General features: G+C 44.2%; 22 protein-coding genes. 17 read left to right on the forward strand and 5 right to left on the reverse strand.

The window, feature by feature from the left end:
- Window positions 1-91: 91 nt before the first annotated feature.
- On the reverse strand, window positions 92-2020 hold the full coding sequence (locus AC3WTF_RS16525) for an ABC-F family ATP-binding cassette domain-containing protein (RefSeq protein WP_020955420.1): 1929 nt from the start codon (window positions 2018-2020) through the stop codon (window positions 92-94).
- Window positions 2021-2159: 139 nt separating this feature from the next.
- On the opposite strand from AC3WTF_RS16525, the gene moaC reads away from it, so the two are divergent.
- The 4 genes from moaC to tatC are packed head-to-tail and all read left to right on the forward strand — an operon-like array spanning window position 2160 to window position 4270.
- Window positions 2160-2672 (forward strand): cyclic pyranopterin monophosphate synthase MoaC, encoded by a 513-nt coding sequence (gene moaC, locus AC3WTF_RS16530; RefSeq protein WP_003155986.1) that lies wholly within the window; start codon window positions 2160-2162, stop codon window positions 2670-2672.
- The gene (locus tag AC3WTF_RS16535) at window positions 2669-3316 is read left to right on the forward strand and encodes a redox-sensing transcriptional repressor Rex (RefSeq protein ID WP_003155984.1); all 648 of its coding nucleotides are present in this window, start codon (window positions 2669-2671) and stop codon (window positions 3314-3316) included. Before moaC ends, AC3WTF_RS16535 begins: the two co-directional genes overlap by 4 nt.
- An 18-nt stretch (window positions 3317-3334) precedes the next feature.
- Entirely contained in the window at window positions 3335-3505 is a 171-nt protein-coding gene (locus AC3WTF_RS16540; RefSeq protein WP_003155981.1) for a twin-arginine translocase TatA/TatE family subunit, read from the forward strand.
- A gap of 6 nt (window positions 3506-3511) precedes the next feature.
- Window positions 3512-4270 carry a twin-arginine translocase subunit TatC gene (gene tatC / locus AC3WTF_RS16545; RefSeq protein ID WP_095352346.1) on the forward strand — a complete coding sequence of 253 codons (759 nt, stop codon included), beginning with the start codon at window positions 3512-3514 and terminating at the stop codon, window positions 4268-4270.
- Window positions 4271-4308: 38 nt separating this feature from the next.
- Here tatC and AC3WTF_RS16550 read toward each other — a convergent pair whose 3' ends face one another.
- Together AC3WTF_RS16550 and AC3WTF_RS16555 are read right to left on the reverse strand one after the other, a co-directional pair.
- Entirely contained in the window at window positions 4309-4500 is a 192-nt protein-coding gene (locus AC3WTF_RS16550; protein ID WP_003155975.1) for a YdiK family protein, read from the reverse strand.
- The gene (locus AC3WTF_RS16555; protein WP_003155972.1) at window positions 4497-5231 is read right to left on the reverse strand and encodes a CPBP family intramembrane glutamic endopeptidase; all 735 of its coding nucleotides are present in this window, start codon (window positions 5229-5231) and stop codon (window positions 4497-4499) included. The genes AC3WTF_RS16550 and AC3WTF_RS16555 overlap by 4 nt, the downstream gene beginning before the upstream one ends.
- Window positions 5232-5467: 236 nt before the next feature.
- Here AC3WTF_RS16555 and groES point away from each other — a divergent pair, with 236 nt between their 5' ends.
- The 5 genes from groES (at window position 5468) to AC3WTF_RS16580 (ending at window position 11807) form a co-directional block, all read left to right on the forward strand.
- The gene (gene groES, locus AC3WTF_RS16560) at window positions 5468-5752 is read left to right on the forward strand and encodes a co-chaperone GroES (protein WP_492314310.1); all 285 of its coding nucleotides are present in this window, start codon (window positions 5468-5470) and stop codon (window positions 5750-5752) included.
- 41 nt (window positions 5753-5793) lie between these two features.
- Complete coding sequence (groL, locus tag AC3WTF_RS16565; RefSeq protein WP_003155941.1) at window positions 5794-7428, forward strand: chaperonin GroEL; 1635 nt, start codon at window positions 5794-5796, stop codon at window positions 7426-7428.
- Window positions 7429-7752: 324 nt separating this feature from the next.
- Entirely contained in the window at window positions 7753-10038 is a 2286-nt protein-coding gene (locus tag AC3WTF_RS16570; protein WP_492314311.1) for a glycoside hydrolase domain-containing protein, read from the forward strand.
- Between the two features lie 57 nt (window positions 10039-10095).
- Window positions 10096-10695 carry a hypothetical protein gene (locus tag AC3WTF_RS16575; RefSeq protein ID WP_007408862.1) on the forward strand — a complete coding sequence of 200 codons (600 nt, stop codon included), beginning with the start codon at window positions 10096-10098 and terminating at the stop codon, window positions 10693-10695.
- 722 nt (window positions 10696-11417) lie between these two features.
- On the forward strand, window positions 11418-11807 hold the full coding sequence (locus AC3WTF_RS16580) for a hypothetical protein (RefSeq protein WP_007408864.1): 390 nt from the start codon (window positions 11418-11420) through the stop codon (window positions 11805-11807).
- Between the two features lie 197 nt (window positions 11808-12004).
- On the opposite strand, the gene AC3WTF_RS16585 is transcribed toward AC3WTF_RS16580, so the two are convergent.
- Entirely contained in the window at window positions 12005-14482 is a 2478-nt protein-coding gene (locus AC3WTF_RS16585; RefSeq protein ID WP_492314312.1) for an NB-ARC domain-containing protein, read from the reverse strand.
- A 200-nt stretch (window positions 14483-14682) separates the two neighbouring features.
- Between AC3WTF_RS16585 and gutB the strand changes: the two genes are divergently transcribed.
- The 8 genes from gutB to AC3WTF_RS16625 all read left to right on the forward strand — a co-directional run bounded on the left by gutB (window position 14683) and on the right by AC3WTF_RS16625 (window position 22477).
- On the forward strand, window positions 14683-15744 hold the full coding sequence (gene gutB, locus AC3WTF_RS16590) for a sorbitol dehydrogenase (protein WP_136803737.1): 1062 nt from the start codon (window positions 14683-14685) through the stop codon (window positions 15742-15744).
- Window positions 15745-15817: 73 nt separating this feature from the next.
- Window positions 15818-17194, forward strand: coding sequence for an MFS transporter (locus AC3WTF_RS16595; protein WP_108725305.1), 1377 nt, complete (start codon window positions 15818-15820; stop codon window positions 17192-17194).
- Window positions 17195-17295: 101 nt separating this feature from the next.
- The gene (locus AC3WTF_RS16600) at window positions 17296-18258 is read left to right on the forward strand and encodes a carbohydrate kinase family protein (RefSeq protein WP_020955430.1); all 963 of its coding nucleotides are present in this window, start codon (window positions 17296-17298) and stop codon (window positions 18256-18258) included.
- A 232-nt stretch (window positions 18259-18490) separates the two neighbouring features.
- Window positions 18491-18808, forward strand: a complete 318-nt coding sequence (locus tag AC3WTF_RS16605) for a YjdJ family protein (protein ID WP_041482420.1) — start codon at window positions 18491-18493, stop codon at window positions 18806-18808.
- 114 nt (window positions 18809-18922) lie between these two features.
- Window positions 18923-19609 (forward strand): PspA/IM30 family protein, encoded by a 687-nt coding sequence (locus AC3WTF_RS16610; RefSeq protein ID WP_138091797.1) that lies wholly within the window; start codon window positions 18923-18925, stop codon window positions 19607-19609.
- Between the two features lie 50 nt (window positions 19610-19659).
- Window positions 19660-20685 carry a TFIIB-type zinc ribbon-containing protein gene (locus AC3WTF_RS16615; RefSeq protein WP_007408871.1) on the forward strand — a complete coding sequence of 342 codons (1026 nt, stop codon included), beginning with the start codon at window positions 19660-19662 and terminating at the stop codon, window positions 20683-20685.
- Window positions 20685-21446: a TPM domain-containing protein gene (locus AC3WTF_RS16620; RefSeq protein WP_136803735.1), complete on the forward strand. Its 762-nt coding sequence runs from the start codon at window positions 20685-20687 to the stop codon at window positions 21444-21446. Before AC3WTF_RS16615 ends, AC3WTF_RS16620 begins: the two co-directional genes overlap by 1 nt.
- 26 nt (window positions 21447-21472) lie before the next feature.
- The gene (locus tag AC3WTF_RS16625; protein ID WP_015239303.1) at window positions 21473-22477 is read left to right on the forward strand and encodes an SPFH domain-containing protein; all 1005 of its coding nucleotides are present in this window, start codon (window positions 21473-21475) and stop codon (window positions 22475-22477) included.
- Between the two features lie 42 nt (window positions 22478-22519).
- Here AC3WTF_RS16625 and AC3WTF_RS16630 read toward each other — a convergent pair whose 3' ends face one another.
- Complete coding sequence (locus AC3WTF_RS16630; protein WP_492314313.1) at window positions 22520-24451, reverse strand: acyltransferase family protein; 1932 nt, start codon at window positions 24449-24451, stop codon at window positions 22520-22522.
- Between the last annotated feature and the right edge of the window lie 22 nt (window positions 24452-24473).

The following is a 24473-nucleotide window of genomic DNA, read 5'->3' on the forward strand; positions in this document are numbered from 1 at the left end:
ATCACCGATAAACTATCGGCAATTGGCTGTTTAAAAGGTGTTTTGACCCCTGTCTCAAAAACGGGGGGCAGTCCCAGGTGCTTGACGTTTTTTATTCTTCTGAGGAGAGTTCCTCCCATTCTGCTAATAAGTTTTCGAGCTCTTGATTCAGAGCTTCATTCTCCGCATGAATGGTCTGTACCTTTTCATGATCCTGATACACGTCAGGATCGCACAGTAGCTCCTCATTGGCGCTGATTTTCTCTTCGGCGGATGAGACGGCTGTTTCAATTTCTTCAATGCGTCTCAGGCGCTGCCGTTCTTTCTTCTTCCATTCTTTTTCTTCCTCGTAAGTTCTTTTCGTATCCTGTTTAACCTTGCCGGCAGGCTGAGCCTGCTCCTTTTCCTGCCGCTTCATTTCTTCCAGTTCCAGCTGCTGGGCTTTTTTCTCGGTGTAATAGTCATAGTCTCCCAAATATTCTTCTGCATGATCAGGTGACAGCTCCAGCACTCTTGTGGCGATCCTGTTAATAAAGTAGCGGTCATGCGATACAAATAACAGTGTTCCCGGGTAGTCGATCAGGGCGTTTTCCAGCACCTCTTTACTGTCCAGGTCAAGGTGGTTTGTCGGTTCATCAAGGATGAGAAAGTTTGCTTTTTGAAGCATCAGCTTGGCAAGCGCGACTCTTGCTTTCTCCCCGCCGCTTAACGAGCGGACCGGTTTCAGGACATCGTCTCCGCTGAACAGGAAGTTGCCGAGGCATGTTCTGATCTCTTTTTCCGGCATGTCCGGATATTCATCCCACAGCTCGTCCAGCACGCGTTTGGACGAGGTCAGTTCAGCCTGCTCCTGATCATAATAGCCGATTGTGACATTGGAACCGTACGTGATCGATCCGGATTCGGGGCTGAGCGTGTTCATAATGGTTTTCAGCAAGGTTGATTTGCCGATTCCGTTCGGTCCGACGAGGGCGGCGCTTTCGCCTCTTGTAATGCCGAAGGTCAGGTTTTTCAAGAGCGGCGGCTGGCCGTCATAGCTGATGGAAACATCCTGTACGCGCAGGACGTCGTTTCCGCTCTGTTTTGTAATGTCAAAACGGAAGGCGGCTGATTTTTCATCCCCGAGCGGCTTTGCCATGACGTCCATCCGTTCAAGCTGTTTTCGTCTGCTTTGAGCTCTTTTCGTTGTAGAAGCTCTGGCCAGATTGCGGTCGACAAAATCTTGAAGCTTGGCGATTTCGTCCTGCTGTTTTTCATACAGCTTCAGGTCTTTCTCATACTGCTCAGCTTTTTGTTCTAAATAGGCGCTGTAGTTGCCGAGATATTTTTTACTTTCTGTCCGTGAGACCTCATACACTTGACTGACGACTTTATCAAGAAAGTATCTGTCGTGGGAGACGATCAGAATGGCGCCTGAATATCCCTGTAAATAATGCTCAAGCCATGTAAGCGTATCGATGTCGAGATGGTTCGTCGGTTCATCCAGAATAAGCAGATCAGGCTGGGTCAGCAGCAGTTTTCCGAGCGCAAGCCTTGTTTTCTGGCCGCCGCTCAGGCTTTGCACTTTCACGGAATCGTCAAATTTTCCGAAGCCGAGTCCGTGAAGGATAGATCGGACGTCCGCTTCATATTGATAGCCGCCTTTATCCTTGAAATCCTGCTGAAGCCTGTCATAGGTTTTCATCAGCGTCTCAAGCTCCGCGGGGGCGGCCGTGGCCATCTTTTCTTCAATAGAGCGCATCTCTTTTTCCATTGCTTTCAGGAAATCAAAAACACTCAGCAGTTCTTCTTTTATGGTAAGCTGGGATTCCAAGCCTGTGTGCTGGGCAAGATATCCCATCGTTAATTCTTTCGGTTTGATTAATTCACCCTTTTCATATGAAAGGTGACCTGCGATAATTTTAAGGAGAGTTGATTTGCCGGCTCCGTTTCTGCCTACTATGGCGATGCGATCCCGAGATCTGACTTCAAGCTTTATATTGTTTAAAATAGGATCAGCGCCAAAAGATTTGGATAGCTGATTAATTTGTAAGATCATCATATTATTTCACCTCTGTTATAATAAGTTAAGTGTAGCTTATCAACCTGCTGTCAGCAAACAATACATCAGAATTGGAACATTATAGGATAAGACATCAGGGAGAAAATAGTGTATGATCAGAAGTAAGGAGAGTTTAAATATGAATGGATTTTCTCATTTTAATGAAGAAGGCCGTGCCCGCATGGTGGATATAAGCGATAAATCTTCAACAGTCCGTACTGCCGCTGCGATATCCAGCGTACACATGAAGCATGACGTGTACAGCAGAATCAAAAACCGCGAGATCGGAAAAGGAGACGTGCTGGCTGTCGCACAGGTGGCAGGAATTATGGCCGCAAAGCAGACGTCAGCGATTATCCCGATGTGCCACCCGCTTTCTTTAAGCAGCGTCGACATTTCATTCGGCTGGGAGGAAAAGGATTCCGAAGCCGTTCTTCATATACAGGCAAGCGTAAAAACGAAAGGGAGTACAGGTGTGGAAATGGAAGCGCTAACTTCCGCTTCAGTCTGCGCTTTGACCGTTTATGACATGTGCAAGGCGCTGGATAAAGGAATGGTCATCGGCCCGACCTGCCTCATGGAAAAGACAGGAGGCAAAAACGGTGATTTTAAAAGAGATGCATCTGAGTATAAAGTGGAGGACCAATCATGAACAAGGATCAATCAAAAATTCCACAGGCGACGGCAAAACGGCTGCCGCTTTATTATCGCTTTTTAAAGAATTTACACGCGTCAGGAAAACAGCGCGTTTCATCCGCTGAACTGAGCGACGCGGTAAAAGTCGATTCGGCCACGATCCGCCGGGATTTTTCCTATTTCGGGGCGCTCGGCAAAAAAGGATACGGCTATAATGTGGATTACCTGCTGTCATTTTTCAGAAAAACACTGGATCAGGATGAAACGACGAACGTCATTTTGATCGGTGTCGGGAATTTAGGGACGGCGTTTCTTCACTATAATTTCACAAAAAATAATAACACAAAAATATCTATGGCTTTTGATGTGAATCAGAGTAAAATAGGAACTGAGGTAGGCGGTGTGCCTGTCTTTGATCTTAATGATTTAGAGCTTCACATTAAGGATGAACCCGTGGCGATTCTTACCGTTCCTGCGGTTGCCGCCCAGTCAATCACCGACCGGCTCGTGTCGCTCGGAATCAAGGGAATCCTTAACTTTACGCCGGCCCGTTTGAATGTGCCGGATCACATTCGAATTCATCATATAGATTTAGCTGTAGAGCTTCAATCATTGGTTTATTTCTTGAAGCATTATTCTGTTTTGGAAGAAATTGAATAGCGAAAGGAGGAGCTGCACATGATCGGTCCTGGAAGCCTGGCGGTTATCGGTGTGGTGGCGGTGATTATTTTCGGTCCGAAGAAGCTTCCCGAATTAGGAAAAGCGGCGGGGGACACGCTTCGTGAATTTAAGAACGCTACTAAGGGATTAGCCGGTGAAGAAGAGGAAAAAAAGAAAGAAGAACAGTAAGATAGGATGACGCGTATGAGAGTGAATCAAATGACGCTTGTGGAGCATATTGCCGAACTTCGGAAACGATTGCTGATTGTGGCGTTATCCTTTACGGTTTTCTTTATTGCCGGCTTTTTTCTGGCAAAACCTATCATTGTGTATCTTCAAAAAGCCGATGAAGTAAAAGAGCTCACCCTTAATGCTTTTAACCTGACGGATCCGCTGTTTATCTTTTTGCAGTTCGCGTTTATCATCGGCATCATTTTGACTTCGCCGATTATTCTCTATCAGATTTGGGCGTTTGTCAGCCCGGGTCTGTATGAGAAGGAGCGCAAAGTAACACTCAGCTATATTCCGATTTCGATCGTGCTGTTTGTCGGCGGTGTGTCGTTTTCTTATTATATTTTATTTCCGCTGGTCGTTGATTTTATGAAGCGGGTCTCGAATGACCTCGATGTCAACCAGGTGATCGGGATCACCGAGTACTTTCATTTTCTGCTGCAGCTGACGATTCCGTTCGGACTGCTGTTTCAGATGCCGGTGCTGATCATGTTTTTAACGAGACTCGGTGTTATCACGCCGATGTTTTTATCGAAGATCAGGAAGTACGCGTATTTTGTGCTGCTTGTGATCGCCGCGATGATTGCGCCGCCTGAGCTGCTGTCTCACTTGATGATTACCATTCCGCTTTGCATTTTATACGAGGTCAGTATCCTGATTTCAAAAGCGGCGTATCGGAAAAGGCAGACCAGCAGTGAATCCGATCAGGACGTATCAGCATAAAAAAAGCCATTTCTCAATGATGAGAAATGGCTTTTCTTTTATTTTTGATTTTTTTTCACTTTAAATGAGAAGGCGAACATTTTAAACGAGATGCTGATATTATAAGCGGCGAAAACCATCAGCAGTATGGAATAAAAAGACCACATGCTTCCCGGAGAGCTTGCGGCCAAATACGTAAAGATACAGCCGACTGCGAAATAAATCAAGCCCCAAGTCATTGGGTTCCTCATACAAACAATCCTCCAATAATTAATTGCATTTGCTCACTATGCTGTTCAATATATTTTTGGGCGGGGCCGAGCTGCATGACCACGACAATGGTATTCATCATGACATGGGCGAATATCGGCACAATAATCCGTTTCGTCTGCACATACAAGAACGCAAAGGTAAAGCCCATGGCCGTATACAGCAGCAGGTGCGTGAGGTCTTGATGCACAATGCCGAAAATGACGGAACTGATCAGTCCGGCGATAAAGAAATTCGTTTTTTCATATAATACACCGAAAATGATCTTCCGGAAAATGATTTCTTCAAGAATCGGCCCGACGATAGAAGAAACGATAATCATGAGCGGCATGGCTTTAATAATGTTAAGAATGGCTTTCGTGTTTTCGGAACCGCTGCCCACATGAAAGACATACTGCTCAATCATCCCGGCGATTCCCTGAGAAAATAAAGCGAGCCATATTCCCGCGACCGCCCAGAGAACGGACATGCCGGCGGATGCTTTCTTCCCGTTTCTTAATGTCTGCTTCGGCGCGGTTCTCAAAATCAAGAGAACGATAATCAGGCAGATAAAAAAGCTTACGACGGAATAAATCCCCTGAGCCATGGTGAGATTCGCATTCGTAGGGTGCCCGCCCGCATAGCCGAATTTGTACATTAAAGGAATGCCGATCAATGCGGAAAGCTGCATGATAACATATGTCAAAATGATATACCAATACTGTTTTCTCAAATGATATGTACTCCTTTATCCTATAAAATCAAGTTATTTGTTCTTATTGTAACACAAGTGAACTTGACGTGAAAAAAGGAGAAAATCAGTGTGAGAGAGAATCATGTAAGCGTGAAAATTTTTTATTCTTATGACTTGAAATTGGAAGTGAGATTCTTTATTATAATAACTGTGTTAGCACTCTTTAGAGCTGAGTGCTAAAATTACATATTCATACTATTGAGGAGGTTATTACATTGTTAAAGCCATTAGGTGATCGCGTTGTCATTGAACTCGTAGAATCTGAAGAAAAAACTGCCAGCGGAATCGTATTACCGGATTCTGCAAAAGAAAAGCCGCAAGAAGGCAAAATCGTGGCAGCCGGTTCAGGTCGCGTGTTGGAAAGCGGAGAGCGCGTTGCTTTAGAAATAAAAGAGGGCGACCGCATTATCTTCTCAAAATACGCCGGTACTGAAGTGAAATACGAAGGTACTGAATACTTAATCTTACGTGAAAGCGACATTTTAGCTGTTATCGGCTAAGCAAATAAATATTTTTAAAAATTCGAGGAGGTTTCGTTAACATGGCAAAAGATATTAAGTTTAGTGAAGAAGCACGCCGCGCTATGCTTCGCGGTGTCGATGCGCTTGCTGACGCTGTAAAAGTAACTTTAGGGCCAAAAGGACGCAACGTGGTTCTGGAGAAAAAATTCGGTTCTCCGTTAATTACAAATGACGGTGTGACAATCGCAAAAGAAATTGAACTTGAAGATGCGTTTGAAAACATGGGTGCGAAGCTTGTAGCTGAAGTAGCCAGCAAAACAAACGACGTTGCCGGTGACGGTACGACGACTGCGACTGTACTTGCGCAGGCTATGATCCGCGAAGGCCTTAAAAACGTAACTGCGGGGGCTAACCCTGTCGGCGTGCGTAAAGGTATGGAACAAGCCGTGACTGTAGCAATCGAAAACTTAAAAGAAATTTCTAAGCCGATCGAAGGCAAAGAGTCTATCGCTCAGGTTGCTGCGATCTCTGCTGCTGATGAGGAAGTCGGAAGCCTTATCGCTGAAGCAATGGAGCGCGTAGGAAACGACGGCGTCATCACAATCGAAGAGTCTAAAGGATTCACAACTGAGCTTGAAGTTGTGGAGGGTATGCAATTCGACCGCGGATATGCGTCTCCTTACATGGTGACTGACTCTGATAAGATGGAAGCGGTTCTTGACAATCCTTACATCTTAATCACAGACAAAAAAATCACAAACATCCAAGAAATCCTTCCTGTGCTTGAGCAAGTTGTACAGCAAGGCAAACCATTGCTTCTGATCGCTGAAGATGTTGAAGGTGAAGCGCTTGCTACACTCGTTGTCAACAAACTTCGCGGCACATTCAACGCTGTTGCCGTTAAAGCTCCTGGCTTCGGTGACCGCCGTAAAGCAATGCTTGAAGACATCTCTGTTCTTACAGGCGGAGAAGTAATCACAGAAGACTTAGGCCTTGACCTGAAATCTACTGAAATCGGACAATTGGGACGCGCTTCTAAAGTTGTGGTAACGAAAGAAAACACAACAATCGTAGAAGGCGCCGGCGACACTGAAAAAATCGCTGCACGCGTCAACCAAATCCGCGCTCAAGTGGAAGAAACAACTTCTGAATTCGACAGAGAAAAATTACAAGAGCGTCTTGCGAAACTTGCCGGCGGCGTAGCTGTCATCAAAGTCGGCGCTGCGACTGAAACTGAGCTGAAAGAGCGTAAACTTCGCATCGAAGACGCACTCAACTCAACTCGCGCAGCTGTTGAAGAAGGCATCGTATCCGGCGGTGGTACAGCGCTAGTCAACGTATACAACAAAGTCGCTGCAGTGGAAGCTGAAGGCGATGCGCAAACAGGTATCAACATCGTGCTTCGCGCGCTTGAAGAGCCGATCCGTCAAATCGCGCACAATGCTGGTCTTGAAGGATCTGTCATCGTTGAGCGCCTGAAAAACGAAAAAATCGGCGTAGGCTTCAACGCTGCAACTGGCGAATGGGTAAACATGATCGAAAAAGGTATCGTTGACCCGACAAAAGTGACACGTTCTGCTCTGCAAAACGCAGCTTCTGTAGCAGCAATGCTCTTAACAACTGAAGCCGTTGTCGCTGACAAACCGGAAGAAAACGCCGGCGGCGCAGGAATGCCTGACATGGGCGGCATGGGCGGTATGGGCGGAATGATGTAAGAAATTAAGATCCCTGTTTAGACATAAGGGTTTGCCAGATGTAACGCCATATCGAAGTCTCTCACAAGTTCAATGAATTTGTGAGGGGCTTTTTTTTATTTCTATCATTCATCTCAAATTACGAATAAATTATTCTCATTTATTCAAGTTAGCATCAAGGCATATGACTTTGTTACAAATCTTTTAAAAGGATTTACTCATAGGCGATTTGCTGATTTTTATTCTTTACATCTTTTGAAGTAAAAGTAGATACTCTTATTTTGTCATACGTTTGCCACCTTTAAATGAAAGTACTTTACTAACAAAAAATAAGGAGTGGAAACTATGGATGAAATGGTACGAAAAGTTCAACAATGGGTTAATCTTGTTTACTTGAACAAGCCAGGTTATGTGAAAATTGATGAAAATGGAAAAACAGGGTGGCCTGTGATTGAAGCTTTGATTACAGGATTACAAATTGAAGAAGGAATTACGTCAACTACTGGAACATTTGGACCAGCTACTATGGCAAAATGTCCTACATTATCAACTAAATCTAATTCTTCGAATGAAAAAACAAGAAATCAAATTATGATTCTTCAAGGTGCATTGTATTGCAAGGGATATAATCCAACTGGTTTTACAGGAACCTATGGTGATGGTACAAAGGCTGCTATAAAAAAATTTCAAACTGATGCAGGGTTGTCTAATCAAGATGGAATTGCAACTCCCATAATCTTTAAAGCGTTATTAAATATGGACGCTTTTGTAAACGTAGGAGATGCCAAAATTCGTAATATTCAACAAGAGTTGAATCGGAAATATTATAAGGTTACTGGCCTTAATCCATGTGATGGTAGATACTCCCGACAAACTAATGAGGCTTTAATTTATGCACTCCAGGTCGAAGAAGGAATAGCAGAACCAACTGGAACATTTGGACCTGCTACAAAATCAAAATGCCCAACAATTTCAATGGGGAGCACAAAAGCTAATTTTGTAAAGCTCTTACAATATGCTTTGTACTGTAATAATCGTAATCCAGGAAGATTTGATGGTATCTTCGATGAAAATATGAGAACAGCACTTATTAACTTTCAAAAATTTTCAGCATTACCTGCCGATGGAGTAGCTGGAATGCAGACCTGGGCATCTCTTTTAGTAAGCAAAGGTGACGAAGATAGGAAAGGAACAGCTTGTGATTGTGCCACACCAATTAATGCTGCCAGAGCAGCAACTTTGAAAGCCAACGGGTATACAACGGTTGGGAGATACCTTACTGGATCGTATCAGATGACGTTGCCTGAATTAGAGACTATATTTGCTGCAGGGCTTAGCGTATTTCCAATTTACGAGAGAAATTCAATTCAAGCTTCTTATTTTACAGAAACTCAAGGGGTATTCGATGCCAGAGCAGCTGTTGGTGCGGCTAAGGGATTTGGTTTTAAAGAAAATACTATTATTTATTTTACAGTAGATTATGACGCTGTTGACGGTGAGGTTACCAGTCGCATACTCCCTTATTTTAAAGCAATTAAAAGGACATTTGCCCAACTCAATAGTGGTTATCAAATTGGTATTTATGGCGCGAGAAATGTTTGTAGTCGCGTGGCCGCAGCCGGTTACTCGGTCAGTAGTTTTGTATGTGATATGTCTTCAGGATTTAGCGGTAACCGCGGCTATTCACTTCCCACTGATTGGGCATTTGACCAAATAAAGACAAGGAGTATAGGTGATGGGCCTGGGAAAATAGAGATTGATAATAATATCTCATCGGGCAAGGATAAAGGCGTTAATTCTATAGTTTATAATAAAGAAAATAGTAACAATTTTGTCTCGACTACAAATAATAAGTTCTTCGATCAATTAAAAGTTTTATATAATACAGCAGTAGATTATGTTACTGAAAAGGAAGTAAATAAACCTAATCCGGTCGGCAATATTACTCAACAGGCAAATGAATTAGTTGCCCAGTATCTAAGAAAAGATGAATATGATGGTTTATTGTGGATTTTAACAGCGGATTTTATTGACTCAGATTTTGTTAAAATAGCTGATAACGTATTGAAGGGGCAAGAAAAGAGAATCCTGATAGATCCATTTTCTAAACTGACACTAGATGTCGCACATATGATGGCCACTTTTAATGCAATAATTCATAGTTCTGTAGGAATGATACAAGATCTTGCAGGATGGGCAGGTGATTTAATTACAGTAGGGGGAGACACTGTCCGTTATAATGCTAATTATAAAACAACTTATGATGCTGCAATAGATTTAATAGGAGGTCAAATTGGTACATTTGGAATTCAAGATTTACTAGGAGATGTAGACGCTGTTAACCTTGCTATGAATACAAGTACAGGGATTACCTCACAACCAGTTTACAAGGTATTTGAAGAATACTATAATACCGGCTATAGTAGAAGATACTCTCAATTTTTTAAAAACAGATTTAATAATTCATTTGAAGCAGTTATTAAGGATGCAGAGTACTATTTAAACACCAACAATCCTGTATGTTTGGAATTTAAACATCATTTTAATGTTAAGAATTATACCCAAGAGGATGGTCAAGTAATTGCACAAGCTTTTGCAGATTGCCTTAAACAAAAAATAAAATTTGAATAATTAATTCTTCCCAAAAGTAAATCGCTGTTTTGATTTACTTTTGGGAAAAGCGTTATAATGCATATTGAGGGGGCGCATATCATTGTGATACAGTTAAAGATTATATATAAGGCAGTATTAGTAATTTTAATAAGTGCCTTTTTTTTATTGTTTAATGGATGGTATTTTCATAAATGTATTATTGATCCTCATTACTACCAATTAACAGATTTTTCGGAAGAAGATATTCAAATTTTTGAGCATTTTTATAATATTGATCTACCTTCAAACACGAAGTTTATTAAAGCTGAGCAATTTGAAACAGGGATAGGTAATTATTCTGCGATTTTGTACGTATCATTACCTGCCAAAAAGGTAAAGCCTTTAGTTTCTGACTATTCTTATATGCCTATCTTTTATAACAATAGGTATACAGTATTTTATGGTGTTAATATTACAAGCAGCAATAAGGAAACAGCACAAATTACATTTGGAGCGGACGATGGCTCGCTGAATGGTTCTTTATGGGGTAAGCAAGTAAGGAATCTCTTAGAATCGAAAGGGAAGTATATTGGCGTTTCAGATGAAACTTATGTTATTTCTGCGTTTATAATTAACATCGTTTTTATTGCATTACTTGTTTGGATCTTGAAAAAGGGAAGAAGAACTAGAGTTTGAATTAAGAAATATTTGAACTCACCAGCCATAGAATGTTGATTAGAAATAATTAAGGGGTTTGTGCGTAATTTAAATTTGTAAAGGGGAGAGTTGAGTACTCTGCCAAAAATCGCTTACCCTTAGTTTTTTGTGTGGTAATTGTACTGACACAGGGAACATTAGATCATTTTGTAAATACTTAAGGTTATCTCGGACAAAAAGAGTTTTCATCGCACAGATCTTATTAAATAATAAAACTAAGTCAATTTTAAATGCAGTTCAAGAGTATTATAATAGTCTTGTTTTTTCAGGATATAAGCTATTTTATAAAAATAAATTTAATAGTAATGAAATAATTCGAGACTTCATGCGAGTAATATTATGATTGGAGATAATCCTGATATTACAGCGGCAAGGGTAGCCCTAAGGAGTTCAATGCAAATGGAAGTCCCTTATTATACGGAAGAAAAGGGAGAAATTATTGCAAATGCTTTTGCTGATAAAATATTAGACCTTGTAGCAAGTGAATAGAAAAGTTAGAGTAGAGCACCATACATTTCAAAGCTATGAAACAAACAAGATTTTTTTCAAAAGAATCTTAAATTTGCATTAATATTAATAAATTTCTATCAAACGTATTCGTTTTTCAGGAGAAATATATGGAAAAACCTCTGTTTTTTTAGGAGAATATGTTATTATAACTGTGGATTTAAAATATTAAAAAGAAAAGAGGAATTCTAAAGATGAAAAAGTTAGTAATGACCCTGTTTACAGCAGCACTTTTGGGAGTTGCCATTTTCGCAGGTGGGTCAGAAGCATTAGCTATGGATTCGAAAGGTACAATTAAATTTAAAACAGATGCTAATACATATACGAAAAGCGCTACTTCCATTGTGGTTACTGGTACTTTGGCTAGGGATTTAGATAATGGTTTTTCAGTAATTATATTAAATAAAAAAGGTAAAGTAATTGCCAGAAAAGATATTTTGCATCGTATTGGTTCACGTAATTTTCGTGTGAGTTTTTCAACGAAAAATCTTCCTGCAGGTAAGTATGATGTGCAAGTTGGACAGGAATGGGGAGGAAGATATTGGTCAGGTGAACTAAAACATTATATTACAGTACAGCACTAATACGGCTGTATAAGTATTAACCTCTTGTTGTTAAAAAGTTTAACTTTAGAAATTTGTTTTCTGTGAAATATTAATTTTTCAATAAAGGTATCTTAATCAATTTACTGTACTGATAAAGATACCTTTTTATCTTTAAAAACAACAAGGTCATGAGTGTTTTTCAAAGCTCGTACCGCTAGCCGCAATGTAGTTGTCTTTTAAATGAGAATATCCATTTGCTCCACCTCACTCCGAATCCCAATCCCAGGCTCCCACGAATCAATCAAACGGATTGCTTTCTGATTCGATTCCATCGCTTTCTTATTTTCTCCTTTACGATACAAGAGCTGTGCCATTCCGTAATAGTAATAGATCAACTCAACTTGATTGGCGTTGTGTTTGTCATAGAGCATTTGTTCAAAGGCTTTTTCCGCTTTTTCGAGCTGATCACACTTTACGTAAGCCATGCCTAGGTTGAAATAGGCTTCTATCGTTTTTTCGCCGCCGTATGCGGCGCTGGTTGTGTTTGCCGCTTCGTATAATGTGATGGCTTCTTCGTAGTGAGAGCGGGCGAAACTCAGGTCGCCGCGGACCAGAAGAACCCTGTGCCGGATAATGGGCGAGACGGGCTGATCTTTGATGCCGTCCAGCATTGCTGCCGCTTTGTCCGATTCTCCGATTTTTAACAGCAGCCTCGATTGCAGGGCGGTTCCCCATACTTTCAAGTCGTCGTGATCCGGCGCGCCTGATTGTTCGAGTATCTTCAGGCCGGCTTCTATTTGCCTGAGAGCTCCGTCTGAATCGTTGACTTCCATCAGCGCCCAGCCTGCCGTGTCGATCCGAAAGTAAGCTTCCCGCGTGTGTTCGCCTGATTGACGGGCGGCATCGGCGGCTTTTAATCCGTATTCGATTCGCAGGGGCAGGTTGATTCTGCTTAGAAAATGGCTGATGCGGATGATGAGTTTAATCAGGATGTCATGTTGTCCGGTTTCGCCCGACCATTCGATGACCTTTAGGATGTTCGGCCATTCCTTTTTCATTTGCTCTAAATTCCGTCCCAGCAAGTAGCTCCAATAGACAGAATTGGGCTGTTCCCGCTTTATATGGGTTTCCGCATAATCAATATAATAATGCGCCCAGCGGCTGCGGGCTTCTTTTGCTAATTCGTGATTTTCGGATAAGTGCTGTTCTCCGTAAGCGACAACGGTTTGATGGGCTGCATATTGAATACTTCCTGCGCTTCGTTCCGGCTGTATTAAAGCATATGACCGCATTTGCTCAATCGCGTAATGAAACCGCCGGACGTCTAATCCGGCCGCTTGAGCCAAGCTTTTCTCATCAGGGGGCTTAGCGAAAAAGCAAAGCGTCTGCCATAGTTTTCGTGTGTCTTCATGACATCTGTCCCATGTGCGGCCAAAGAGAACCTCAAACAATTCCAATAATGAGTAGCCTGCTTGTTTAAGTTCTTGAATGAGCTGCGGAGCGGGGATGTCGTCGTCTGACATGTATGCAATGCTCAGTGCCATGGCCTTCGGGTTGCCGGCGGCTGCCGAGATGAATTCATTCTTAAGGTCAGGCGATAGCTGCAGCAGCTGCTCCAGCTTTTCCCGTTTATGCGGGAGGTTGCATGTTTGCAGACAGCGGTGCACTTCTTGATGATAAAAATCAAGGGCATCCGTTTGTTCAAGGCCGCTCAGCTGGATGGCCGCCAGTTCCCCGAGGCCGTCCCGGTATGTCTGTTTTACGTTTTCCCGTGCCGTAAGGAGGACTTTTACGCCTTGCGGAAGGCCGATAATAAATTCGTGAATGTCACGTTCCGCTGTATCGATGCTGTCAACGATCAGCAATACCGGTTTTTCATTTGAATGAGCGGCTAATGCATTGCGGACGACGAACCGTTTTTCGTTGATTGATTTATCGATTTGTTCGGTGCGTCCGAGCTGATAGGCGATCGTGTTTAAAAAATCGCTGAAGCTCAATCCTTTCCAGTCAGCGCTGATCCAGATGATGCTGTTGAATGCCGGCCAGTCTGTAGAACTGCGGGCACAAAGGTAGGCTGCTTCAAGAGCGATCGTTGTTTTCCCCATGCCGGCCCAGCCTGTGATTAAACAGACCGGTGACGGAGACAGCATCCATTGTCGAATCGCCTCTATATCAAAGCCGCGGCCGATAAAGTTTCCCGTCCGGCGTGACGGTAAGTTATGCGTGACGGAGTTTCTTGTAAGCGCATTCGTTTCGTGGCTTGGTCTGTCATGAAACAGCCGCTTTACTGCTTTTTCAACATCGTCATCACTCGGCGCTCCGAATGATCCGTCTTTCCGGAGTATTTTTGCTTTTTTTAGACAAGACGCCGTCCAAACGGGCAATGCGGGTTTGATGACGGGAATGGTGGTGGTTTCCAGAAGGCCGGTCAGCCATTCAGGATCCATATCAGTCTTTTCTATAATGATCCAGACCATGCCGAACAACTTTCCGTCGTCAATTCGTCCGGGAATGTAGTTTGCGCCCATCTGTCCGATCCAGCTTTTGATCGTGTTAGAGGAAACGCCTATTCGGAGTGCGATTTGATCTATATAAGACTGTCCGGATTTTACGTTCTTTGTCCTTTTAATTTTGAAATCAGGATGATGTTTCAGCGATTTGACGGCAGGTGCCAGCAGTTCTGCAAATTGTGCCCGGTTTTCAAGTTCAGCCATTAGCCTGCACCTCCTATTAGTACTATTTTATCAATTCAGTGTTTTTTGTATATGAAAAAATAAAAAGTACAGTGCGGCTGTCCTTTTATACAGCAGGAAAGGCTGTTGTACGTATGGAAAAGCAGATAAAATAGGGGCAGTAATAGAGAAAATAAAAATGTATGCACTTACATTTCAAAGCAGAGAAAGGATTTTGCCAAATGACTCACACAGTGCCTCAAAACATGAAAGCGGCGGTTATGCACAACACGAGAGAAATCAAAATCGAAACATTGCCCGTGCCTGACATCAATCATGATGAAGTGTTAATTAAGGTGATGGCTGTCGGAATTTGCGGATCTGATCTGCATTACTATACAAATGGCAGAATAGGCAATTATGTAGTGGAAAAACCATTTATCCTCGGTCATGAATGCGCGGGAGAAATTGCCGCCGTCGGATCGTCTGTCGATCAATTCAAGGTGGGAGACCGTGTCGCCGTCGAACCCGGTGTCACATGCGGACGCTGTGAGGCGTGCAAGGAGGGGCGTTATAACCTTTGCCCGGATGTACAGTTTTTGGCGACACCGCCGGTTGACGGCGCGTTTGTCCAATATATCAAAATGCGCCAGGACTTTGTTTTCTCGATTCCGGATTCACTATCCTATGAAGATGCGGCTTTGATTGAACCGTTTTCTGTCGGCATTCATGCGGCCTCGAGAACGAAGCTTCAGCCCGGTTCAACGGTTGCGATCATGGGAATGGGCCCTGTGGGGCTGATGGCCGTTGCGGCAGCGAAAGCATACGGGGCAGGCACAATCATTGTGACCGACTTGGAGCAGCTGCGGTTAGATGCCGCGAAAAAAATGGGCGCGACGCATGTCATCAATGTCCGGGAACAGGATGCCGGTGAAGAAATCAAAACGATCACGAATGGCAGAGGCGTTGATGCTGCCTGGGAAACAGCGGGGAATCCGGCGGCATTGCAATCCGCACTGGCTTCCGTGCGCCGGGGCGGAAAACTGGCGATTGTCGGTTTGCCTTCTCAGAACGAGATCCCGCTCAATGTGCCGTTTATTGCAGATAACGAGATTGATATATACGGAATCTTCCGTTATGCGAATACGTATCCGAAGGGAATTGAATTTCTCGCTTCCGGCATTGTGGACACGAAGCATCTTGTAACGGACCAATATCCGCTGGAGCAGACGCAAGAGGCGATGGAACGGGCCTTTCAATACAAAAATGAATGCTTAAAAGTGATGGTGTATCCAAATCGCTGAGTGAACGGGGAGGATCTTTGCATTCTCCCTCTTGCTTATCAAAAATGAAAACGGATTCTTGGGGTGGGAAATGATGATTGAAACAGAAAAAGCAGCGGCAGTAAAGACGAAACATCGCGGCCTGTCCTGGATGGAACGGATCGGCTACGGATTCGGCGATATGTCGTACAATATTATCTTTCAGTTTGTAAACGCATACTTATTATTCTACTATACAGACGTCGGCGGCATTAAGCCTGCGGTCATCGCAGCTTTGTTTCTTATCGTAAGGGTGCTGGACGCTATTTTTGACCCGATTATGGGCGTGATTCTAGACAAGACGAATACAAAGTGGGGAAAGGCAAGGCCGTATCTTTTGTGGGTGGCGTTTCCTTTTGCGCTATTTACGTTTTTATGCTTTACGACCCCTCATTTCGGCGAGACGGGGAACATGGTTTATGCGTACATCACTTATATTCTGCTTGGGATGTCCTTCAGCATGCAGACGATTCCGGTCAACAGCTTAACGGGTCGGATGACGAATTCCGTAGAGGAACGGACGGTTCTGACGACGACCCGGATGATTTTGGTTTATATCGGAATTCTGTTATCGATTTCCTGTGCGACACCGCTTGCGGACGCCATCGGCGGGAAAGATCAGGCGTTCGGATTTCAGATGACGGCGCTTATCTATGCGGCGGTGAGCATCGCGTTGAATCTGTTCAGTTTCTTTACTGTGCGGGAACGGATTCAGCCTGAAAAAAGAAAAAAACAAGGAATGAAAAAAACGTTGTCCGTTTTGTTCCGAAACAAGCCTTTGCTCATTTTGGTTTCTGCATTTTTGGCGTTTGCGATTGGGTTTAACATTAAGCTCAGCACGATGGTGTACTATTTTACGTATAACGTCAGCCATAAGGAATTTGTATTTTTAGGAACCGTGTTGTTTTTCGGCGCAGCGCTGATCAGCAATCTGTTTATTCCTTTCTTTTCTGAGAAGCGGGGCCGGAAGCAGGTTATGATCATCACGGCGGCGCTATCGCTGATTTCTTATGCGGGCCTTCAGTTTACATCGTATTCTTCGCTGCCGCTTATTTTCTTTTGGCTTTTCGTTTCGGGATTTTTTACGACGCCTTTAAATACGCTTGCTTGGGGAATGGTTGCCGATTGTGTCGATTATGCGGAATGGAAAACCGGAGTCCGGGCTGATGGCGTGGTGATTTCGAGCATGAGTTTCATCAATAAGCTCGGAGTTGCGTTAGCCGGGTCATTTTCGGCCGTTTATCTCGGAATCGCCGGATATGCCGCGAATACCGATCAGACGGCCTCGTCATTGAATGCGATTAAAAATATGAATGCGCTCATCCCGGGATTGTTCATTCTGCTGTCTATTATTCTTATTTCTTTTTATCCTTTAACTGAAAAAAAATATCAGCAGATGATGTCTGATCTGGAACAAAGGGCTGCCAGATAAGTATACGTAAAATTTAAAATATTCTATGTAAACGGTTGTATTTATGACAGAAAGCACTATACTGAAACTATAATCGAGAATTGATAAATGAGTGTGATAATGTGGGAAGCCAATCTGTTATTTGTATTGGAGAATTGTTAATTGATTTCTTTTGTACCGATGTGGATGTTGATTTGACGGAAGGGCGTAATTTCTTAAAAAGTGCCGGCGGCGCACCGGCGAATGTGTCGGCAGCCATTGCTAAGCTGGGCGGAGACGCGGCTTTCAGCGGAAAAACAGGCAAAGATCCGTTCGGGTATTTTCTGAAGCAGACATTGGACGCCGCACATGTCGATACCTCTATGCTCGTCATGGATGAGAAAGCGCCTACAACGCTTGCGTTTGTTTCATTAAAACAAAATGGGGAGCGCGACTTTGTGTTTAACAGAGGAGCGGACGCTTTGTTCACGCTGGATGATATTGATCTGGAAAAGGTAAACGATGCCAAAATCCTTCATTTCGGGTCAGCGACGGCATTGTTATCTGATCCGTTTTGCTCAGCCTATTTACGGCTGATGTCGATTGCGAAAGACAATGGACAGTTTATTTCCTTCGATCCTAACTACCGTGAGGATTTATGGAAAGGAAGAGTTTCAGAGTTTATAAACACCGCAAAAAAAGCCGTTGCCGTAAGTGATTTTGTGAAAGTCAGTGACGAAGAGCTTGAGATCATCAGCGGTGCGAAGGATCATAAAGAAGGTGTTGCGGTTCTTCATGAGCTCGGGGCCGGCATTGTTGCGGTGACACTCGGGAAAAGCGGTACCCTTCTTTCAAATGGGAAGGATATTGACATCATTCCGAGCATTCCGGTGACATCAATAGACTCAACGGGAGCGGGAGATGCGTTTGTCGGCGCAGCGCTGTATCAGCTGGCGCGCACGGATGAGATTCAGACGGCAGCCGAAGATTTTGCGAAGCTGCGTGATATTGTCTCATTTGCCAATAAGGTGGGGGCGCTCGTGTGCACTAAAATCGGTGCGATTGATGCTTTGCCGAGCTTAAAAGAGGTTGGAGTGACTCTGTAAAATATCGAGGATGCTTCTTGAAAGTCATCGGACTTCGGGAAGCATCCTCTTTATTTAGGTCTGAAACCCTTTTCGATATACGGTATACTTTAGAAAGGCATCCAGTAAATTGAACCGATGTGAAGTACATACAATCACGTTTTTATCAGTTCTGAGTAAAACCAAGTTTCTGCTGCTGCCGTCATGTACAGTGTGACGGCCTATGATATTGAACCGCGGAGGAATGTTTTTCATGAAACATGTTTTTCTTATTGTGCAATGCGCGTTTTCTGTTTTTTGTTTTCTCTGTCTCGCCGCTGTGAATTGGTATCAGGGGAGTGAGCTTGTTTCTGATTCGTTTGATTGGAATGATACGGCGAAATTTTCAAAGCTTTTGAATGGGACGGATACGATTACAAGTCCTGAACAGATTTCGCAGCTTGATTTCTTTGTGTATGCTGCGAAACATTATCCGTTAATGAGCGGGTTGATGATCGGGCTGTTTGTTTATTTTTTGTTCTCACTGTATCTGGTCATAAAGAATTTCCGCCGGCACAAATGGGCTGGATGAGACTATTTTCATATAAAAATACATAAATTCATGAGAAAATGAAACTTTTTTCGAAAAAAACAGTATAGATAACTATGAACTTGTTACTATTTAATTTTGGGAGGAAAATGAAAAATGAGTATTTTAGGAAGATTTAAAGACATCATGTCAAGCAATATCAATGCGCTGCTGGATAAAGCTGAAAACCCTGAAAAAATGGTTGATCAATATTTGCGGAATCTGAACAGTGATTTAGGAAAAGTGAAAGCGGAGACGGCTTCTGTCATGGCTGAGGAACAGCGGGCGAAAAGAGCGTTAACAGAATGCCAGGCTGATGCCGAAAAGATGGAAAGTTATGCGATGAAAGCGTTGCAGGCCGGCAATGAAGCCGATGCGCGGACATTTTTGGAAAGGAAAGCGGCTGTTGAATCAAGACTGACTGAGCTGCAGACGGCTTATCAGCTCGCTTCTTCCAACGCCTCTCAAATGCGCAAAATGCATGACAAGCTTGTCGCTGATATCGGAGAGCTTGAGTCGCGAAGAAATGCCATCAAAGCGAAGTGGTCTGTGGCAAAAACGCAGGAGAGAATGAACAAATTGGGGTCCTCTGTGTCAAATGCGGGCCAATCGATGACAGCTTTCGGCAGAATGGAAGACAAGGTCAACCAAGCGCTTGATCATGCCAATGCGATGGCTGAGCTGAACGCGTCTCCGAAAGACGATATTGACGAGCTGACGGCTAAATATGACAGCAATCAAAGCAGTGTCGATGATGAATTGGCGGCGCTTAAGCAGAAAATGCTTTTCAGTAAAGATCAATAGACAGCGGGCTGCAGCTTTGTCCGATATAAAGAGAAAGTGAGAGAAACAGAATGATCATTTCTTATAAATGCCCGAACTGCGGCGATGATATGGTCTTTGACAGTTCATCCGGCATGCTGACATGTCACAGCTGCGGGCGGCAGGATCAGATTGAAAGCCTGCCAAAGGAGTATATTACGACGAGATTTTCCGAAAATGAGGCGAACGAGTACCGGTGTGAAAATTGCGGCGCGGTATTAATGACTGAGGCGGAAACGACGGCCACGACGTGCGGGTTTTGCGGAGGAGCCGCCGTTCTCGCCGACCGATTATCGGGAAATCTCGCGCCTTCGATGGTGATTCCTTTTACGATCAGTAAAGAAGAAGCCATGAGCGCTTTTAAAAAGTGGTGCCGAAACGGCCGTCTGACACCGAAAGGGTTTATGACTGCCGATCGGGTGAAGAGCATAACGGGCATGTACGTGCCGTTTTGGATGTTTGATTTAAACAGCAAGGTTCAGGTCAATGCCGTTTGTACGAGAGTGCATCACTATGAAGATGGAGAATACCGGGTGACGGAGACCGAATATTACAACGCGTACCGCGATATCAATCTTGATTATCTCAAAATTCCGGTCGACGCTTCAGAAAAAATGAATGATGAATTAATGGACAAATTGGAGCCTTACTCATACAGTGAGCTGAAGGAGTTTAATACGGCCTATTTAGCGGGATATATTGCGGAAAAGTACAATTATACCGATGACGATCTCTTTCCGCGGGCGAAGGATAAAATCAGCCATTATATTGATTCTTATATCAGATCCACCTTCTCCGGATATACGACGGCTGACATTACGGATGAGCAGATTCAGACCGATAAAATCAGCAGCTTTTACGTACTGCTTCCGGTCTGGATGGTCAGCTACGACTATGAGCGGGCTGAGCACATTTTTGCGATGAACGGGCAGACGGGCAAGGTTGTCGGCAAACCGCCGATCAGTGCCGGAAAAGTGGCCGCGTGGTTCGGCGGCATAACCGCCGGTGCGTTTTTAGCATTAAGACTCGTCTCACTTATGATAGGAGGCGGTTTTTGATGAAAGTATCGATAAAAAAAGCGTGTCTCTTCTGTTTCGTCCTTTTTCTGATGATGTCTTTTTCTTTACATACATCGGCGTCTGCCGCGGAACAGAAGCAATATGTTTATGACAATGCTCATTTATTAACGAAGGATGAAACGAAGAAACTTGAGGAATTGGCCGGGAAGCTCGGGGCAAAGCGCCATACCGATTTTATCATTCTTACCGCAAACGGAACGGGCGGTAAGGACATCGAGCAGTACGCCGGTGATTTTTATGACAGTCATTTTAGCGGAAGCACGGCGATTTTGACCATTGATATGAAAAATCGGGAAGTATTTATCTCCGGATATAAAAAGGCGGAGACGTATTTGAATAACAGCCGGCTGAATACGATCAGAAATACGATCTCGTCAGATATTTCCGCAGGCCATTATGAAAAGGCGTTTCAGACCTACATCAAGATGGCTTATAAAGATATGGGGAAAAGCCCGGACGACAAGTCTGACAATCTGCTGCTCACATGGTGGTTTCAGCTCATTATTGCCGCAGCCGCGGCCGGAATCGCCGTCACCGTGATGGTGTACAATTCCGGCGGCAAGGTCACCGTCACCGGCAGCACGTATATGAATCACGATACGTCTGAAGTGCTGAGCCAGCACGACACATATATCCGAACCGACGTTACAAGAGAAAAAAAGCCTGATAAAGATAATGACAATGACGGCGGAGTCACGAGGGGCGGCACGAGTTACAGCGGAAGCAAGGGAAGTTTTTAAATTATATGTAAAGGATTTGAGCATACATGGGTTTTTTCAGAAATCAGTTAGCAAATGTGGTGGAATGGGAAGAATTCAGAGATGACATGGTTTTCTATAAATGGAACAACCGTGAAATTAAAAAAGGCAGCCGTCTGATCATCCGGCCGGGACAGGATGCCATCTTTTTATACAACGGGAAGATTGAAGGGATTTTCCGTGATGACGGCGATTATGATATCGAATCAGAAATCATTCCGTTTCTATCTACACTAAAAGGGTTTAAGTTTGGCTTTAACAGCGGCATGCGGGCTGAAGTGCTGTTTGTGAATACGAAGGAGTTCACCGTGAAGTGGGGCACAAAAAACGCTATCAACATTCCGGCGGCAGGTATGCCGGGCGGTATGCCGATCCGCGCAAACGGCACATTTAACTTCAAGGTCATTGACTACATCGGATTGATTGATAAGATTGCGGGTGTCAAAGACAGCTATTTAGTGGAGGACATTAAAATCCGGATTACGTCTATTCTCGATCAGCTTTTGATGAAATGGATCACCAGAGAAGGAAAAGACATGTTCAATCTGCAGTCGAATTCCTTTGAAATCGGAAAAGGGATTCAAGAAGATCTTGATATGCAGCTGATCGGAGACGGCATGTCGATTACGGGCTTCAATATTATGAGCTTTAACTATCCGCAGGAAGTTCAGGATATGATTACGAAAAACGCTTCTTACGGCATGGTGGGCGATGTGAACCGCTATCAGCAGATTTCCATGACGGACGGAATGTCATCCGGCAAAATGAACGGAAGCGGCGCCGCCTCAGACATGGCGGGCATGATGATGGGAATGAATGCGGCAAATCAAATGATGAACCAAATGAACCAAAATCAGCAGAACCAGCCGCAGCAAGATCAAAGTCAGCAGAATCAGGGGACGGCACCGGCGAACGGCTCGGAAGGAGCGGCTAAGCCGAAATTTTGTCCGAACTGCGGAACGAAAACGGAAGGCGCGAATTTTTGCCCGAATTGCGGACAGAAGCTTGCCTGACGATATACGAAAAAGAGGCCTTTTTGGGGCCTCTTTTTTTTGTCATGATTTCATTGTTTGAACGATGAGGGATGTCAGCGCTTTAGACCCCTCAGGTATGAGATGGACGCCGTCCGGTGTGAAGTATTCAGGGTGCTGCAATGCTTTTGCGTGCCAATCGACAAGCGTCACATTTTTGCGAAACTCGGCCTGCCGGCGCAATGATTCGTTTACTTTGCTTTCCCACTGCCGCGGCACACGCGTGTTGACAAGATAGATATCGGCTTTTGAAAAGGAGCTGATCAGTGATTCAATTTGGCTGTTTGTGAAATAGCCGTTCGTCCCTAACTCGATGATGACCGCTTTGTTCGGCTGATTAAATGACGCATATTCCGAAGTGAGCTGGAGTGCTTGAGAGACTTGTCTTCCTACCTTTCCGTCGATGGTGACATGAGGGAGGGACTGCCGCAGGTATGACGCAATGTCCAGCATCACCGAGTCACCGATAGCCAGCACGTCTTGCTGAGGCTGTGTTTGTTTTGGATCAGCCGTTTTTTGAGATGACCGTTCCTTTTTCTCTTCGTTTTTCTTTGTATTTGATTTGTCTGTTGGTTCTTTCTTGTTTTTGTCTGACGCGGTGTCTGTTTTTTCGCCGCTGTGTTTTTTCTTGCTGTCATCTTCTTTTGCCGGTTGATCGTGATCGGCCGTCTTGTGCGAAGAGGCGGCGGTTTCTTGCTGATCATTTTGCGCGTACGTCCATTGCGGCTGTTTTTTCTCTTCGGCTATTCCTGACAGCCCGCCCGCAAATACGAGAATGGCGGCAAGAATAAGGCCGAGCGACATTCTGCTGATGACAGAGGACGTCTTCCATTCCAAAAAGCGGTTCAGAAACACGCGGCGTAAAAATGGCCGGAAGCCCGCAGTGCGGATCGGCTGTTCAATGAAATGGTAAGATAGCTCGGCAAGAATGAAAGTGGCGCCGATTCTGACGGCGCAGTGCCAATAAACCGGATTTCCGATTTCCTGCACGGGTGTGCTCAGTACGATAACCGGGTAATGCCAAAGATAGATTCCGTATGATCTCGTTCCGATCCAGCGAAGCGGCTTCCATGAAAGAACATGTCCCAAAAAGCTGCTCGGATGGCATAAACATGCGACAAGAACCGCTGCGGTGATGCTGATCAAAAGCATGCCGCCCTTGTACAGGAAGGGTTCATATTCATCCGTGTAAAAGACGCAAAGCAGCAGCGCGGCAAAAGCGGCAAGCTCCGTCCCGTGAAGCAGGTGTTTCATGCTGCTCGGCAGCCGTTTGGAAGATAATCGTTTCATCGGCCACACTAAAGCTAAAGCGCAGCCGATCAGCAATTCAAATGAGCGGGTATCCGTCCCGTAATAAACGCGGCTCGGATCTCCGCCGGGCACATACATCATACTCATTACGACTGCCGAACATAACGCGAGGAACATGACCGCGGCCGCAAGCCGGGCCCGTGTTTTACATATGTACATTCCCGCAAGCAGCAGGAAGGGCCATATGATATAAAACTGTTCTTCAATCGCCAGCGACCAAAGGTTTTTTAATGGCGAAGGGGAGCCGAAGCTGTCGAAATAAGAAAGCTGATGAAAGATAAACCACCAATTGCTTATGTAAAAAAGTGAGGAGACCGCATCCCCGCGTACGGTATGCAGGAGCTCGCTGTTAAACAATACGACCCAAATGACCGTCGTGATAATCATGAGATAAGCCGCCGGCAGAAGCCGCCTGATCCGGCGCACCCAAAAATCACGCAAATCAAGGGTGATGGCATTGCCTTGGGCAGGCAATATAATAGATGTAATTAAATACCCCGATAAAACAAAAAAGATATCAACACCAATGAAACCGCCGTCGGCCCAGTTAAAATTCAGATGATATGCGATAACTGCGAGGACGGCAAAGGCGCGAAGTCCATCCAGTCCGGGAATATAGCGGTGATGCAGTGACTTGTCTGACATGGTATTCCTCCAATAATGTGTG

The sequence above is a fragment of the Bacillus sp. EB106-06-01-XG163 genome (assembly GCF_058791615.1).

Excerpts from the sequence above, each read along its gene's own strand:
- AC3WTF_RS16525 (WP_020955420.1), bottom strand. The coding sequence starts at position 2,020 with ATGATGATCTTACAAATTAATCAGCTATCCAAATCTTTTGGCGCTGAT.
- moaC (WP_003155986.1), top strand. The coding sequence starts at position 2,160 with ATGAATGGATTTTCTCATTTTAATGAAGAAGGCCGTGCCCGCATGGTG.
- AC3WTF_RS16535 (WP_003155984.1), top strand. The coding sequence starts at position 2,669 with ATGAACAAGGATCAATCAAAAATTCCACAGGCGACGGCAAAACGGCTG.
- AC3WTF_RS16540 (WP_003155981.1), top strand. The coding sequence starts at position 3,335 with ATGATCGGTCCTGGAAGCCTGGCGGTTATCGGTGTGGTGGCGGTGATT.
- tatC (WP_095352346.1), top strand. The coding sequence starts at position 3,512 with ATGACGCGTATGAGAGTGAATCAAATGACGCTTGTGGAGCATATTGCC.
- AC3WTF_RS16550 (WP_003155975.1), bottom strand. The coding sequence starts at position 4,500 with ATGAGGAACCCAATGACTTGGGGCTTGATTTATTTCGCAGTCGGCTGT.
- groL (WP_003155941.1), top strand. The coding sequence starts at position 5,794 with ATGGCAAAAGATATTAAGTTTAGTGAAGAAGCACGCCGCGCTATGCTT.
- AC3WTF_RS16570 (WP_492314311.1), top strand. The coding sequence starts at position 7,753 with ATGGATGAAATGGTACGAAAAGTTCAACAATGGGTTAATCTTGTTTAC.
- AC3WTF_RS16575 (WP_007408862.1), top strand. The coding sequence starts at position 10,096 with ATGCATATTGAGGGGGCGCATATCATTGTGATACAGTTAAAGATTATA.
- AC3WTF_RS16580 (WP_007408864.1), top strand. The coding sequence starts at position 11,418 with ATGAAAAAGTTAGTAATGACCCTGTTTACAGCAGCACTTTTGGGAGTT.
- AC3WTF_RS16585 (WP_492314312.1), bottom strand. The coding sequence starts at position 14,482 with ATGGCTGAACTTGAAAACCGGGCACAATTTGCAGAACTGCTGGCACCT.
- gutB (WP_136803737.1), top strand. The coding sequence starts at position 14,683 with ATGACTCACACAGTGCCTCAAAACATGAAAGCGGCGGTTATGCACAAC.
- AC3WTF_RS16595 (WP_108725305.1), top strand. The coding sequence starts at position 15,818 with ATGATTGAAACAGAAAAAGCAGCGGCAGTAAAGACGAAACATCGCGGC.
- AC3WTF_RS16605 (WP_041482420.1), top strand. The coding sequence starts at position 18,491 with ATGAAACATGTTTTTCTTATTGTGCAATGCGCGTTTTCTGTTTTTTGT.
- AC3WTF_RS16610 (WP_138091797.1), top strand. The coding sequence starts at position 18,923 with ATGAGTATTTTAGGAAGATTTAAAGACATCATGTCAAGCAATATCAAT.
- AC3WTF_RS16615 (WP_007408871.1), top strand. The coding sequence starts at position 19,660 with ATGATCATTTCTTATAAATGCCCGAACTGCGGCGATGATATGGTCTTT.
- AC3WTF_RS16620 (WP_136803735.1), top strand. The coding sequence starts at position 20,685 with ATGAAAGTATCGATAAAAAAAGCGTGTCTCTTCTGTTTCGTCCTTTTT.
- AC3WTF_RS16625 (WP_015239303.1), top strand. The coding sequence starts at position 21,473 with ATGGGTTTTTTCAGAAATCAGTTAGCAAATGTGGTGGAATGGGAAGAA.
- AC3WTF_RS16630 (WP_492314313.1), bottom strand. The coding sequence starts at position 24,451 with ATGTCAGACAAGTCACTGCATCACCGCTATATTCCCGGACTGGATGGA.